Source organism: Flammeovirgaceae bacterium SG7u.111 (assembly GCA_034044135.1).
Lineage (GTDB): Bacteria > Bacteroidota > Bacteroidia > Cytophagales > Flammeovirgaceae.
Map to the genome: position 1 here is coordinate 5,810,173 of CP139021.1, position 15,061 is coordinate 5,825,233.

The window sequence follows — 15,061 nt, forward strand, 5'->3', positions numbered from 1 at the left end:
TGGCTTTTTTTAGTATCATTCGCTACAGGTTTTTATGCAAAATCTTGTAAGCAAGGTTTGGAAACAAGAAGGCAACCCAAAGAAAAAACCGAACTTTCGAAGTAGTCAGCAGTCTATAATCTTTTTGGAGTTGGGGTAAAACTTCTGCTATTAAATCCTCAGGCAAAAGCACTGCCTCTTTTCTACCTTCCGTCATAGGTGTAGCGGTAACAGGCGGAATAAACTCCAAGACGTTAATTGAAGAGCTATTCAGGCTATTCTTTAGCCCAATTGTAAAGTTTCGAAGTCCCGATTTTGCAGCACTATATACCAAACCATTCGATTTGGGGAAAGCTCCAAGAGCAGAGGTAGTGTTGATAATAGTTGCTTGCTTTTGGGTGTTCAACAAAGGAATTAGCAATTGTGTCAAAATGATTTGCCCTGTTAAATTAATATTGATTTCCTTCCTTATTTTTTCAAAAGGAATAGCTGTTCCACTGAAGGAATAGTTGAACTGTACTCCAGCATTGTTGATAAGGCAATTGAGGTTTGGGTATTTATTTCCAAGCTCCAGTACTGCTGCTTCTATCTCTTCTTGGACTTCAAGGTCACACTTTATGATATGGAAACCAAGCTTTGCAACTTCCTCAAGTTTTTGTTGGCTTCTTCCCAAAAGAATTACCTTGTTGCCCTTTTCAGCAAAAGCTTTTGCCCATGCCAAGCCTATCCCTGAAGCACCTCCAGATATCAAAATTGTATTTCCTGATAAGTTCATATTATAATGTTAGATTTGGTTACAACTCAAAGATGAGCAGACCCAATCCCTTGGTCATTAACATAGGTTAATAAGTCAGATCAAGAAGCAGAATTAGCAAGTTTAGCCCTAATTCTACTCAACTGGATGGGAGTGATTCCTAGGTAGGAAGCAATGTGATATTGGGGAATTAGTTGCTCAAGCTTGGGAAACTCTTCTTGGAAAATCTGATAATTTACCGTAGCAGAATTGGTGACCATGCGGATATCATGCTGCTCTTTTTTTATCCAATTGAACTCCATGATTTTGAGAAAAAGTAACTCCAAACAACGGTGAGTGTTGAACAGTCCCCGAAAACTAGCATAAGAAAACCGTAATAATTTGACTGGAGTAAGTGCCTGAAAATTGAGTTGGGAAGGAGCAGCAGAAAGAAGGGCAGTAAGTGGAGTGGGAAAAGTACCCTCTACAAAAAAAGTCTTGTTATACTCAGATTCTCCGTTGCTATAAAATACCCTCACAACTCCTTCTACCAAAAAGTAGCAATAGCTTGCTTTTTCACCTTCACTTATCAGAAAAGCATTTTTTCGAATATTCTTTTCTTCTAAAGTCATGTTCAAATCGTCCCAAGCTTTAGCCGTAATAGGATGAAGCTGATTCAGCGTACTATAAAAGAACTGATTCTCCATGATCTACTTTTTCCAAGTTTCAGTTTTCCAATCAACACAATTGGGTCATTTTCTTCAAGTTCGGTATAGGTTTCTAAAAGTAAAACCTCGAATTTCTCACTAAAAACCTTATCCAAATCCATTTCCAAACGATAATTGAAAAACATTCCATGCACCGTTTCAAAACCCTCTCCTTTCCAAAAGGTATCTCTTTTAAAAAACAGAAACAAAAAAAACCTCCCTGAACGAGTTCAAGAAGGGTTGTTTTGAATTTATATATATCAATACTGCTTTATTTCACAGTATATCCTCTACCTTCCATACTAGCGGTAAATGCCCTTTTAAAATTATCGAGCATTTCAGCTTCTTGTTGTTCGGCACTTGCATTTGCGGCAGCTTGAGCATGTTGACCACGGGCTTTCCTTCCAGCATGCCCTCCAAGTGCTCCTGCCGTAGCACCAATAGCAGCTCCCTTCCCTGTATCGCCTGCAATTGCTCCGATCAATGCTCCTGTGGCAGCCCCACGAGCAGCACCTCTTACAGCTGATCCGTCAGGACCTGTTTCTACTTGTTCAGGCCGAACTTCTGGCATACTCAATGGATCAATCCCAGTTTGTTCCACCGCCCATTTATAACTTTCAAACTCATCTTTTTCCTGTTGCTTGGCATCCTGACCCTTGTTAGGAAAAACATACAACCCAATTTTAGGAGCGATGGCATAGATACCGCCACCATCTTCACTAACTACAGCAGTTTGGGCATATGATGTAGTTCCTAAAAATAAAACTGAAACTAATAATGCAACAATCGGTGTACTCAAAAATATCTTTCTCATGGTTAGTTTTAACTTTAAATTGGCAATCCGTTTTGATTTACGATGCTAAGGTGGGCAATTGGGAAAAAACACGAAGCATATAGAGCAGCGAAGCAGTTATTTTTCCCTTGAACAGGAATTTTTTCCCATGAACAAATGGGGATATTTCCAAACTAGAACAGGTGCAAAACAGAAGGCAGATACTTGGGTTTTTATTTACCCCAATAAAAAACGCTCATGTTCAGTCCATTACACCAAATATTTCAACTGTAAAGCTTATATTTGTTGAAATATTATTAAAAACGGATGTTTTTGAATACCTAAAAAGCATGTAGCCCAGTGAGCGGCAAAGTTTTTTAAAGCGTGCTTTGCAGTTTTTACTATCAATTACCAAAAGAATACATTTTGAAATTCGAAGAACTTAATTTGAAGGAGGAGGTACTAGAGGGCATTTTTGCGATGGGGTTTGATGAACCCACTCCAGTACAAGAGCAAGTAATACCAGTAATATTAGAAGGAAAAGACGTGATAGCCTGTGCCCAAACAGGAACAGGGAAAACAGCGGCATTTCTGCTGCCCATCATGGATATGACCTTAGAAAGTACTGGGAAAATCAAAGCATTGGTAATTTCTCCCACACGTGAACTTGCACAGCAGATAGACCAACAGCTCGAAGGGCTTGCTTATTTTACCAACACAAGCTCTATTGCCATCTATGGCGGCGGGGACGGCGCAGGCTGGGAAAGAGAAAAAAGAGCGTTGAAAGAGGGAGTAGATATAGTAGTGGCAACCCCTGGGAAACTACTTTCTTACCTCAAGCAAGGCATAGGTGATTTTAGTGGCTTAGAATTCCTGATTCTAGATGAAGCTGACCGCATGCTCGACATGGGCTTCCTTGACGACATCATGACCATTATAAACATGTTGCCCAAAAAGCGTCAAAACTTGCTTTTTTCGGCGACAATGCCTCCTAAAATCCGTGATTTTGCTGCAAAAATGTTAGTAGAGCCCGTGGAAGTAACACTTGCTATTTCCAAAACTGCCGCAGGTGTTGTACAAGCAGCCTTCATGGTGTATGAAGAACAAAAAATTGATTTGGTTTCTTATCTGCTTAGGGATGATGATGTGCCAAGTGTCATCATATTTTCGAGTACAAAACGAAAGGTGAGCGAGATTACAAAAGCTTTAGCTGCCAAAAACCTTTCGGTAAGGGAAATGCACTCGGGCTTGGATCAGAAGGAACGAGAAGATGTAATTCGCCAGTTCAAAAATAAAAGCTTCAACATCATGGTGGGGACGGATATTGTGGCGAGAGGAATCGACATCGACTCTATAAGCATGGTGATCAATTTTGATGTGCCTAACGATGCCGAAGACTATGTACACCGGGTGGGAAGAACCGCAAGGGCTGCCTCAACGGGCGAAGCAGTTACATTCATCACCAAACAAGAAGCATATAAATTTTCCCAAATAGAAGAACTTATAGGACAGGAAGTACGAAAAGTGAAGCTTCCAAAATCCATTGGCGAAGGTCCTGTATACGACCCAAGTCAAAAAGAATCGAGAGGTGGAGGAAGAGGTTACGGTAAGAAACCTGGTAACAAATCAGGAAAGAAAAAAGGTAGCTTCACAAAAAAACCTAGGCTAAAAAAGAGAAATGACTAGTTCTTTTATCAACTATAGTTTCTGAAAAACAGGGCAAGTGACTGACTTCACTTGCCCTGTTTTTTTTATTTAGCGTCAAAAAAAATCAGACTAAGCATGTTGCAATTCAACTTGTAATGAGATATTTGCAGCTTGATTAATTTGCTTTTAGTTACAATCTTAACCATCGTCCCTATATGCCAAGTTTCGAAAACCTCAGCTTCGGAGAATTAGTAGTCCATTTTGTGGGAAACAAAACCCACGAAGAATATTTGTCGCTCTCGGAGCGTGCCGTAAACCTTGCCCCTGAGGTAGAAGAATTACTCAAACATTTCTTTCTTACCCCTTTCAAAACCGAAACCTATTACCATTTCGACTTGGAGAAAGCGGAAGGACGGAATAGTGTTTTTGAGCTGGTGAAAAGGCTTTTTGATAACGAAAGTGATTTGGTGCCTATTTCTAGGGCTATTGCCGAGCTGCTTTACGAAGAATCGACCCACCCAAAAATAAAAGGTGGTGAATTCTACGTGGTCTATTTCAAAGATTGCATAGTAGAAGACGAAATTGCCGATGCCATTGGTTTATTCAAGTCGGAGAATAAGGAAACCTTCATCAAAGTATATGAAACGGACAATAGCTTTGACGTAAGTGGAGAAGAAGGTATAAACATCAATAAACTGGACAAAGGTTGCCTTATTTTCAATACTGAGCAGGAGCATGGCTACAAAGTAAGCATTGTAGATAACCTCAACAAAGGAGCAGAAGCACAGTATTGGTTAGATGCATTCCTAAAAGTGAAATTGCGTGACGAAAATTTCTACCACACCCAAAACTACATGAACATGTGCCTGGAGTTTGTGGACGAAGTACTTACAGAGGAAAAAGGCGTGGACAAGCTCTCAAAAGTTGCCATCAAAAACGACTCAGCGAAGTATTTCAAAGAAAAAGAAGACTTTTCGGAAGAAGAGTTTGTGGTAGAAGTGATCCAACAACCAGAAATAATTGAAGCATTTAAAGAGTACAAAGAAGAGTACAAAGAACGACCAGAGCGAGCTGAACAGCCCGTTTTTGAAGAGTTCAATATCTCCCCCAATGCGGTAAAAAGCACCAATAAGTTCTTCAAAAGCGTATTGAAGCTTGACAAAAACTTCCACGTCTATATTCATGGAAACAAGGAAAACGTAGAGCAAGGCTTCGACGAGGAAAAAGGAATGAAGTACTATAAACTCTTTTACAACGAGGAAAAGGAGTAGAATCCTTAATGATCCCCACCCTTATAAATTCACATTGATTGTGTTTCCCCGGCTTTTTCGAAGCCACATTTTTCATAAAATTGAATAGCACCTCCTCGGCAACTAAGATTTGCTGGTGGAGGTGTTTTTTGTTTATTAAAACTTAATGTAATTCACAAGAGAGATATGCAAATATTTGCAAACAGAAACCTCAAACATCGCACTGTAAAATATTTATAGCTTATTATATGCTTTTACAAAAAACACAACGTTAAAAATTTAAAGAATAATTACATATAAACAACCTTAATTTTTATCATGAAAAAAATATTGACAAGTCAGCTATTATTGATGTTTCTTTCAATAATTATTTTTTCTGGCTGTGATGAGAAAGAGCCTGTAATAGAAGAAGTAGAGCCTACTTTATCTCAGATTATAATGTCCCCTGGCAAATTATACTTCAACGATACCGATACCAGTAAAATTAGCCTTTCTACACAACCGAGCGGCAGTGAGTTCACATGGTCTGTTAGTTCCAAACCTGAGTGGTTAGAAATAAAGACCTTAACTGGTGAGATAAACCAAGGTATCTTAGAATTAGAAGTGATATCAAACCCTGAAGGACTTGATATAGGAAAGCATGACGGTACTATTGAAATCATTACCAGTGGTGCAGGAAAAGCTCTCTCGGAAGTTCAGCTTTATATAGATGCAAAACCTCAAATAAAAATCACAGAACAACCTGTTACAATTGATGAAACGGAATCTTACAAGAGATTTACAATTTCAAATGAAGGAACTGGTTTTTTGAACTGGAAACTTGACAACACTATTCCATGGATAAGCTTTGATATAAATAATGGAACAATTGCTGAGGATAGAGCAATAAGTGTAGGAGCATATATTAATAGAGATAGTTTAACAACACCTGGCACTAAAAGCATTTATGTACCTTTAGTATCTAATGCTATTGGTGGCGATACTGCTGTATTTTTTGATATTATTGTTCCAGAAGTATCTAGACTATCGAGAGTATGGCCATCCCCATGGTATTATGATTTAGTTTTTGACTTTACCGAACAAAAAGATACTGTACAGTTTGTAAATACTGGGAACAAGGCAGTTAACTGGGAGTTAGCAGATGTAGAAGAGTATTTAAATATAAACATTAATTCGGGCTCAATAGCAGTTGGAGATACCGTCGAGCTAGTTCTCACAATCGATCGCTCAAACCTCACCGAAAATTTGACCGCCTCCAGCTTTAAGATAAAATATGGAGAAGAGTACGGGTTAGATATCCCTGTTAAGATATATGACTACAAGGAGTCAAAAACATTAATCGATGGTCAAATAATAGATGCTGAATATGATAGGCGCAACGATGTCGTAATTGCGGTAACCACATCGCCAAATAAGTTGTTAAAATATGACCCCTCTACCCAAACCTTTACATCCATGCCGCTGAATATGTACCCGTTCTGTGTCTCAGTCAGTAAGGATGGTAATTATGCTGTTGTAGGTCATGATGGCAGGTTTAGTTATGTTGATTTGGGCAAAATGACGACCTTGTTTACGGAGCACATACAATTTAATATTGATGACATTATTATTTCACCTGACAACAACTGGGTCTATACATTCAAGGGATCATCAAGCTCATATAATAACTATGCCAGCTATGACTTGTCTAGGGATACAGTGATTTACGGTAGCGGATCTTATTATTGGGGAACTGCAAAATTGCATCCTACTCAAGATTATATATATACACTTGGATATTCGTACTCTTATTGGAATAAGCTAAATATTGCTGGTGGAGCTATGGTCAGAAATACCTACTACTACAATAGCAACTATTCAATAGGTAGCAATATGTGGATCTCAGATGATGGAGAAAAGATCTTTGGTCAAAGTGGAACTATATTTACCTCCTCTACAGATCAAAATTCAGACATGAAGTATTATGGACGTTTACAAGGGAAAGATGGGTCTTATAATGCCAATCTTATAGCTTTTGATTATAATTCGAAGAATAATATCGCAGCTGGAATCCTTGGGGACTCCTACAGTTCTAGCACGATTGCATTTTATGATGCAGAATATCTGACAAAACAGAATGAAGTAAGGCTACCTGGTTTTTTTGAAGAATCAGAAGCTAATGTAGGCAGGGGAAAAGTAGTCAACTCTTTAGGACAATTTGGTTTTTTTAATGAGGCCGGAACCCAATTCTATGTATTGTTGAGGAAAAACAATAGTAGTTCGTACTACCTAGATGAATGGGCTATTACAACAATAGACGTAGAGTAAGAAAAGGCGGGGCTTAATGATCCCCACCCTTGTAAATCCACATGGACTGGGTTTCCCCAGCTTTTTCAAACCCACATTTTTCATAAAATTGAATGGCACCTCCATCGGCAACTAAGATTTGCTGGTGGAGGTGTCCGTATTTTTGGGCAAACTTTTTCATAATCATCTTGCCAACACCTTTCCCATGGTACTCGGGAAGCACCAACAAATGTGGGTAATATACTACCAAATATCCATTGGAAAGCGCATTTCCAATTCCCACAAGTTTTCCAGCATCCCTAGCGGTCACCAAGTAATCGGAATTTAGCAAAGCTTTATAAAGTTCGTCGGGCTTCTTGGCCGACGACCATTTATTTGCTTCGTATAAGGCTACTATTTCTTCTTGGCTCACTTCTCTAGCATCACTTATCTTTATCATTTGCAGGATTTTTAGGATGTGTACTTTTAATAGCCTTAAAACAATCTATATTTATAGAGAATGAAAAATTTTATTTAACGATAAATCCCCCCACTCATGAAAAAAAACTACAACAACCTATTAACACTACTCGCCCTACTTCTTCTCAGCAGTCAATTTTCTTTTGCCCAACAAACCTATATCCACTGTGGAAAGTTGATAGATGGCGTGGGCGACAAAGCACAAAAAAAGATGACAATAGTGGTGGAAGGAGAAAAAATTATTTCGGTGCAAAAAGGCTTCAAAAAGCCGGGTGACGATGATAAGTTGATAGACCTTTCTTCCCAAACGGTAATGCCTGGCTTCATGGACATGCACGTGCATTTGGAACAGGAAACCAGTCCTACTCGCTACATGGATCGTTTTCGGAAAAATGAGGCAGATATTGCCTTTGAATCTACTGTTTATGCGAAACGTACCCTAATGGCAGGCTTTACCACCGTGCGCGATTTGGGCGGAAGCGGGGTAAATATATCCATGAGAAAAGCCGTAGATGCTGGCTATATCGTTGGTCCTAGAATTTTTACCAGCGGAAAATCAATTGCTACCACAGGCGGACACGCCGACCCTACCAACGGAATGAAAAAGAGCCTAATGGGCGACCCTGGCCCTGCCGAAGGGGTGGTGAACAGCCCTGAAGATGCGAGAAAAGCCGTTCGCCAACGCTACAAAAATGGGGCTGATGTGATAAAAATAACTGCTACGGGTGGCGTACTGAGCGTGGCAAAAGACGGGCAAAGTCCCCAGTTCAACATGGAAGAGCTTAAAGCTATTGTTGAAACCGCCAAGGACTACAACATGATCACTGCGGCTCATGCACACGGAGCTGAAGGCATGAAACGTGCAGTACTTGCAGGAATTACTTCGATAGAACACGGTACAAAAATGACGGAAGAAGTGATGGATTTGATGATAGAACGAGGAACTTACCTCGTGCCGACCATTACGGCAGGTAAGTCGGTAGCTGAAAAAGCTAAAATCCCTAATTATTATCCAGCTGTAGTAGTTCCCAAGGCGTTGGAGATAGGTCCTCAAATTCAAGGGACTTTTGCAAAAGCTTATGAAAGAGGTGTAAAAATCGTTTTTGGAACGGATGCCGGCGTATTCCCCCATGGCGAGAACTGGAAAGAATTTGGATACATGGTAGAGGCAGGAATGCCAGCGATGGAAGCTATCAAATCGGCAACTATGGAAGCTGCCAAACTGCTCCGCATGGAAGACGAACTTGGCTCGATCCAGCCTGGCAGGTTTGCCGATATAGTAGCCACTCCCGAAAATCCGCTTGAAGAAATAAGCACAATGGGAGAAGTTATGTTTGTGATGAAAGGAGGGAAAGTTTACAAGTATACAGAGTAGCGGACAAAAAGCCCAGAAACAAGAAAAGGCAAAGGTGCATTAATTGCAGCTTTGCCTTTTCTTGTTCAAATGCGTTTACATCATTTACACTAACTCAGCTTCCAAAATATACAATGGGGACTTTGTAGGGATCACTCTTGTAAGCTTAAAGCCCGCCTCATTCAATAAGGAACTAAACTCTTCTCTGGTACGCTCGGCTGCCTGCAACAACATCAACATAACCACGTCCATTGATTTTTCAAAAACCTGCCTTTTGTCGTTATCAATCAACATTTCTACTATAAGCAACTTCCCTCCTTCTCGCATCGATTTTCTGCAATTTTGGAGAATCTTCAAGCATTGCTCATCTTTCCAATTATGCAACACATATTTTATGAGTATGCAATCTGCCGGTGTTTTTATCTCTTCAAAAAAGCTACCTGCTTCATAGGCTAAGCCACTATCGGTCGCTTTCACCTGCTCTATTACATGTGGCAAATCGAACAATACAGCGTTGATTTCTGGAGATTTCTGTTTAATATTTTTCAACAAGTTACCTTCCGCTCCGCCAATATCCAAGAGGGTATCAAATCCAGAGAAATCATAACTATCAGCCACTGTAGCGTCATAGGTAGAAGACATACTCGACATCGACTGCGAAAATATCTTCCCTCCTTCAGGATTGATACTCGAAAAATATTGAAATAAATTATCAGCTGCTGGAAAGGCTTGGCTAAAGCTACTTTCTCCTGTTTTTACACTGCTATCGAGATGGTTAAAAATAGTCCACATCCAGTCGCTACCCATCATCCTGATGAAATTACGTTGCGAACCCGGCACATCGCTTCTCAAAAACTCAGATACATCCGAATTAGCCACATACCCTTTCTCGTCGAATATGAAAATACCTTGATCAACTAGGACACGTAATAATCGGAAAAGAACTTTGCTTTCTGCCTCGCATTTCTGTGCGATCTCATCGACTGACATTGACCCATTGGCCACAATATCGGCAATGTTCAATTCAGCAACAATGTTAAGTGATTTGGTCAATAGCATTTGAGGAAGATAACCCTTCAAAATAGCTTGTGGAGGCAATTGATTATGCATGTATACAAAGTTTTTTTTAATAAAAAGGATTCTGATAAAAAACAAACGAATATATACATATAAAGTATACTTATAAATAAAGCTCACAAATATTTAACACTGAACCTGTGCATATAAAAATAATTGTTCTTAATGTTTTTGGTATAACAAAAACATACACAAAAGCCCCTACCCCAAAATCAAAATACGTTAGAACATTGTCTTTTTTGATAGTAAACAATAGACTTTTTATATGAAGGCGAGGTTCTAGGCAAAAACAAAGCCATCACCCAAGGTGTTTCCCTCCAAAAGTTGCTACCTTTGCAGCTTACAATAGTATGTTTATGTCAGAAAATCAACCTGTTAAGAAGGATATACGCAAGTTGGACTTGCCCGCCATTATCGATTTTTTTGAGAGCAATGGCGAAAAAGCATTCAGAGCCAAGCAAATATATGAGTGGCTGTGGAAAAAATCTGCCCAAAGCTTTGCCGAAATGACCAACCTTTCCAAAAAAACAAGGGAAATGTTGGAAGCGAACTTTGAAATAAAGCCCGTTGCCGTCCACCAGTCTCAAAAAAGTAGCGATGGCACGGTAAAATCATCTTTCAAGCTTCACGATGGACACTTGGTAGAAGGTGTATTGATCCCCACCACCACCCGAATGACAGCTTGTATTTCCTCCCAAGTAGGCTGCTCGCTTACCTGCAAATTCTGCGCTACAGGCTACATGGACAGGCTCAGAAATCTCGATGCATCAGAAATCTATGACCAAGTAATTGAAGTAAAAAAGCAGGCGGAGGAAAACTTTGACATGCCTCTTTCTAATATCGTTTATATGGGAATGGGCGAACCTTTACTCAACTACAAAAATGTGTTGCAATCGGTGGAGTTTATCACTTCTCCTAAGGGCTTGGGCATGTCCCCAAAACGGATCACAGTTTCCACGGCGGGCATTGCCAAAATGATCAAAAAACTAGGGGACGACGAAGTGAAGTTCAATCTAGCGCTTTCCTTGCATGCAGCCAACGATGAAAAGCGCGATAAAATCATGCCCATAAACGAGCAGAATAGTTTGCCCGTACTGAGAGATGCTTTAAAATACTATTTCCAAAAAACGAAAAACCCGATTACTTACGAGTACATCGTTTTCCATAATTTCAACGATTCACTCCAAGATGCTGAGGAACTTTACCGCTTCACCAAGCATGTCCCTTGTAAGGTAAACATCATCGAATACAACCCTATTTCCGAGGCAGACTTTGTGAATACGGAAGCCGACAAGCTAGATAAATTCAGCGCCTATTTGGAGCGAAAAGGGGTAAATGTACATGTCCGCCGAAGCAGGGGAAAAGACATTGACGCAGCTTGTGGGCAATTGGCCAATAAGGGAAGTTAGCGGATGTTTTATCATTTTATGTGAAACTTCTGTGAAACTACCACACTTTCTAGCCTTGGTGTTTTAGTTTGTTTTTTTTTCTTTTAAATTGGACGACCGCCCGTGTTGGGTAACTTTTTATCTAAAAAAATTATTGTTTAAAGATTTCTCGCTTAGCCAATGGAGACGGAAAAAGTTTTGTTTGAAATCATCGATTTCATAGCCAAAGCTACCAAAGAGAACAAAGAAGGGGTATTGAGCGAAGATGAGTTTTCCCGACTAACTATCAATCAGTTTTATTACCTCGACCTGATAGGGCGTCTTGAAAAACCCACGCTTTCCAAACTTGCCGAAGAGCTGCAGATCACACGCCCTTCGGTTTCTGCTATTGTGAACAAACTCATAGAAAAAGGCTATGTGTACAAGACCCAATCGGAAGACGACCAGCGAATCTTTTATCTATTTGTATCGGACAGGGGACGGGAGCTCATAGATGCCGAACACAAAATTTACCGAGCTTTTGCCCTCCATGTAAAAACCACGCTCAACCAAGAAGAGCTTACCCAATTCACAAATATCCTCTCCAAAATCCTCAAAAATCTTCCTGATGTAAATCAGTAGTCTTAGATGGAAAGCTCCTATCTCCAACTCCGCTTATTCTACAAACACCTTTCTACTTGGTTGGCGAAATACCATATCGAGGTTCATAAATAATATCTCGCCCATATTTTTACATTGCATAAAGCTTTTTTCTCCATAAAATTCACTGAGCTCAGCACGTAGCTGGCGAATATTTTCTTGTGTAGAAAGGGTATCTTTTGCCATTGTACTTAGCAGAGCATTTAGCTCCTGTTGGGCACTTTTTATCCTTGTCGCTATTCTCGAGCGCTCTTCTTTCTCGTATTGAGCTTGGAGCTGGGGAGTCATATACTTAAGCCCTAGCTGGATAATAGGGTTGTTTTCCTTAAAATACTGCGGCATATAAATCGCCCGCCTGCCCTCATAGCAATGCTGGTCAAAGTCTATGGCCCGCAACCTAAAATACACCTCATCAAAATCGGGGATAATCTCTACCACATAGTTGTCGGAGCGCATATCGCCCAAAAGCTGCACCAAGCAACGCTCGTTGAACTTCACAAACTCTTTTGCCAAACGGTGTTCTTGAACCCCTCCTGCATTGAGGTGGTCTTGGATAAATTTATCGCCAGGAATACCAGCTATATGCTCTTCTATAAGCGTATTCCCAGTTACCAAATAGTTGATTTTATTGGGTGAGAGCAAATGTTCTATTTCCTGACCGTAAATCCGCGAAGCATCAGCTTCTTTCACATAAAAATAATCAAAAAGGTCATTGATTTTGTTCACTATCCTGATGCGGAAAGGTTTCGTATTTCCGTGGAGGCAAATATCAATTCTATCGATATAAAGATGTTCAAAAACAGAGGTATCCCCGCTCGACTTTAAGTGGGCATAAACAAGTTTCAATCCCTGGTGAATCTGCTCTCTGTCCGAATCCGAATAAAACAATGTTTCCCAAAGTGTATCTTCGCCTCGGCTGTCTTGCAGCGCTACAGACCCAGAATAATGGAATAAGTCCGTGTAGGCAAATGGGACAGAAATTTCCCGGTTAGACTCTATCAAATAGCTCCTTAGGTAAGGACTTATTTCAAAGGCTGGTTTTTTGGTTGTGATTACTGCCATGTAAGTGCTGGCATAAGCCTATTTCTAGTTAAAAAAATAAAAGAAAATCAGTGCCAGAATTAGCTCAAAAAAAATAGCTTCATCCTTTAATTTCACTGCAGTTTTTACTCTCTGTAAAAATAAACGATTTTTTCAATACTCTCGCTTTTGAATACCCCATTCTTTTTGATGATAATCGTCATGTTTCTCCGACTGTAATATAGCCTACTTTATTTTTTTTAGGCAAAAAACACTAATAACAACCCCCAATTAATAACTAGATATTGTATTTAGAACCCTTTTTTTGGTAAAAGACAAAAAAGTACCTCTTAATAAAATGATTGCATACCTACCCCGTTTTTAAGCTGTAACTGAAAAGTGCTATACAACTAACTTAGCTTAATTCAACCATCCTTTTAGCAAAAATATCTTACAACAAATTCAATAAAACCAATACCGATCAACGAGCTGCTTCAATAGCAACTATTTCTATATGTTAAAGTATTAATTGAAATGAAACTCAACCTGTATTATCTATTTATTTTCGGATTCTTTCTGCTCTTTGCCCATCAAAGTGAAGCCCAAAAATGGAGAATGTCTTTCCAGCCTGAAGAGCCTGTAGATTTTTATATGACCCAAAGTGATGGAAGCGTGTATGCTATGCTGAAGTCGGAGAACTCCCAGAACTTGTTTCTGAGAGTTACCAATAATGAAGGAGTGCATTCACGCTATTATTTTAAAGAAGACCCTTATATCCAAGTCCCCTTACCCGAAAATGGATACATAGCACTTATTTCAGAAAATACCGATAAAAGAGTGCAATATGTTTATGCATCGCAGCGGATAAACAGACTAGCCTATTCGGATACTAAGAAATTTTTCAGTGCCGCAGAAGGCGCTACGCCCAAAATGATGCTACAAGGACAAAAATCCTCTAAAAGAGAACCTGAAACAGTAGCTGAAAGTGATGGTGGAGTTGCTAATATCCAAGACAATGGTGATTTCGAGCCAACCCGGAAAAAGGATATCAAAAAGGTAGAAAAAGAAGTAGCGGCATTGGCAGAGCAAAACTTGAGTGAAAACCAAAGTACTGCCGAAAGCGCTAGGCTCACCGAAGCACTTGCTGCCAACGAGGAATATAAAAACAAAATGGAAACATTGGAAGCCAAGCTCAACAAACTCAACCAAGCCGTTGATCAGCTTCAGAGCGAGCTAGAGGCTTGTGATGGCAAAGTAAGAAACTATGAATCACCAGTGTATAGCAACAAAAGCATAGTAGTAGGTTTCTCAGGTGGCTTTTTCAACATAAATGAAAAATGTGAAGAATGTGATTTAGAGAAGATTACAGGCACCCCTGCAACTTTAGAAGTAGGCATTTCTTTCAATACTGGCAAAATACACAAAGCAGTAATGGTTACTGGCGGTATGCTTCCTATCAACAAAACTCCCGAATCGTATGTGATGAATCCTATTTTTGGATTGAAAGGAGTATTACAAGCTAAAAAATATGGCGTTTCTGGAGCTATCCAGATGACATCGGATATGAAATATACTTCTGGAAAAGCAGGATTTGGACTTTGGGTAATGCCAAATACATTGCTAATGGCCGAAGTTGGGTTTGTGGCAGGAGATATGAATTTACTTAATACCAAACAAGTAGCACCTTCAGTTGGCCTTTCATTGGTAAGAAACTTTAGAAAATTAAAATAAGGGTTGGTTAAATGGTTTC

At 39.7% G+C, this 15,061-nt stretch carries 14 protein-coding genes; 7 read left to right on the top strand and 7 right to left on the bottom strand.

Features of this window, described 5'->3' with window-relative positions; translation table 11 throughout:
* Positions 1 to 22: 22 nt before the first annotated feature.
* The 4 genes from R9C00_22555 to R9C00_22570 all read right to left on the bottom strand — a co-directional run bounded on the left by R9C00_22555 (position 23) and on the right by R9C00_22570 (position 2,233).
* The gene (locus R9C00_22555; protein ID WPO34485.1) at positions 23 to 754 is read right to left on the bottom strand and encodes an SDR family NAD(P)-dependent oxidoreductase; all 732 of its coding nucleotides are present in this window, start codon (positions 752 to 754) and stop codon (positions 23 to 25) included.
* A gap of 80 nt (positions 755 to 834) precedes the next feature.
* Complete coding sequence (locus R9C00_22560; protein ID WPO34486.1) at positions 835 to 1,419, bottom strand: Crp/Fnr family transcriptional regulator; 585 nt, start codon at positions 1,417 to 1,419, stop codon at positions 835 to 837.
* On the bottom strand, positions 1,389 to 1,565 hold the full coding sequence (locus R9C00_22565; protein WPO34487.1) for a hypothetical protein: 177 nt from the start codon (positions 1,563 to 1,565) through the stop codon (positions 1,389 to 1,391). The genes R9C00_22560 and R9C00_22565 overlap by 31 nt, the downstream gene beginning before the upstream one ends.
* A 125-nt stretch (positions 1,566 to 1,690) precedes the next feature.
* Positions 1,691 to 2,233 (bottom strand): YMGG-like glycine zipper-containing protein, encoded by a 543-nt coding sequence (locus R9C00_22570; GenBank protein ID WPO34488.1) that lies wholly within the window; start codon positions 2,231 to 2,233, stop codon positions 1,691 to 1,693.
* 384 nt (positions 2,234 to 2,617) lie between these two features.
* Here R9C00_22570 and R9C00_22575 point away from each other — a divergent pair, with 384 nt between their 5' ends.
* From R9C00_22575 to R9C00_22585, 3 genes are all read left to right on the top strand, one after another.
* Positions 2,618 to 3,877 carry a DEAD/DEAH box helicase gene (locus tag R9C00_22575; protein ID WPO34489.1) on the top strand — a complete coding sequence of 420 codons (1,260 nt, stop codon included), beginning with the start codon at positions 2,618 to 2,620 and terminating at the stop codon, positions 3,875 to 3,877.
* Between the two features lie 176 nt (positions 3,878 to 4,053).
* The gene (locus tag R9C00_22580) at positions 4,054 to 5,109 is read left to right on the top strand and encodes a nucleoid-associated protein (protein ID WPO34490.1); all 1,056 of its coding nucleotides are present in this window, start codon (positions 4,054 to 4,056) and stop codon (positions 5,107 to 5,109) included.
* A gap of 297 nt (positions 5,110 to 5,406) precedes the next feature.
* On the top strand, positions 5,407 to 7,395 hold the full coding sequence (locus R9C00_22585; GenBank protein WPO34491.1) for a hypothetical protein: 1,989 nt from the start codon (positions 5,407 to 5,409) through the stop codon (positions 7,393 to 7,395).
* Positions 7,396 to 7,408: 13 nt separating this feature from the next.
* Here the strand turns inward: R9C00_22585 and R9C00_22590 are convergent, their stop codons facing one another.
* Positions 7,409 to 7,813, bottom strand: a complete 405-nt coding sequence (locus R9C00_22590; GenBank protein ID WPO34492.1) for a GNAT family N-acetyltransferase — start codon at positions 7,811 to 7,813, stop codon at positions 7,409 to 7,411.
* Between the two features lie 96 nt (positions 7,814 to 7,909).
* Here R9C00_22590 and R9C00_22595 point away from each other — a divergent pair, with 96 nt between their 5' ends.
* The gene (locus R9C00_22595) at positions 7,910 to 9,208 is read left to right on the top strand and encodes an amidohydrolase family protein (protein WPO34493.1); all 1,299 of its coding nucleotides are present in this window, start codon (positions 7,910 to 7,912) and stop codon (positions 9,206 to 9,208) included.
* An 84-nt stretch (positions 9,209 to 9,292) separates the two neighbouring features.
* Here R9C00_22595 and R9C00_22600 read toward each other — a convergent pair whose 3' ends face one another.
* A complete protein-coding gene (locus tag R9C00_22600; protein ID WPO34494.1) occupies positions 9,293 to 10,297 on the bottom strand; it encodes a methyltransferase in 1,005 nt (334 codons plus the stop codon).
* 323 nt (positions 10,298 to 10,620) lie between these two features.
* Between R9C00_22600 and rlmN the strand changes: the two genes are divergently transcribed.
* A complete protein-coding gene (rlmN, locus tag R9C00_22605; protein ID WPO34495.1) occupies positions 10,621 to 11,673 on the top strand; it encodes a 23S rRNA (adenine(2503)-C(2))-methyltransferase RlmN in 1,053 nt (350 codons plus the stop codon).
* Between the two features lie 159 nt (positions 11,674 to 11,832).
* Positions 11,833 to 12,273 carry a MarR family transcriptional regulator gene (locus R9C00_22610; protein ID WPO34496.1) on the top strand — a complete coding sequence of 147 codons (441 nt, stop codon included), beginning with the start codon at positions 11,833 to 11,835 and terminating at the stop codon, positions 12,271 to 12,273.
* A 33-nt stretch (positions 12,274 to 12,306) separates the two neighbouring features.
* Here the strand turns inward: R9C00_22610 and R9C00_22615 are convergent, their stop codons facing one another.
* Positions 12,307 to 13,353, bottom strand: coding sequence for a hypothetical protein (locus R9C00_22615; GenBank protein ID WPO34497.1), 1,047 nt, complete (start codon positions 13,351 to 13,353; stop codon positions 12,307 to 12,309).
* Between the two features lie 492 nt (positions 13,354 to 13,845).
* Here R9C00_22615 and R9C00_22620 point away from each other — a divergent pair, with 492 nt between their 5' ends.
* The gene (locus tag R9C00_22620) at positions 13,846 to 15,042 is read left to right on the top strand and encodes a hypothetical protein (GenBank protein ID WPO34498.1); all 1,197 of its coding nucleotides are present in this window, start codon (positions 13,846 to 13,848) and stop codon (positions 15,040 to 15,042) included.
* Positions 15,043 to 15,061: the final 19 nt, after the last annotated feature.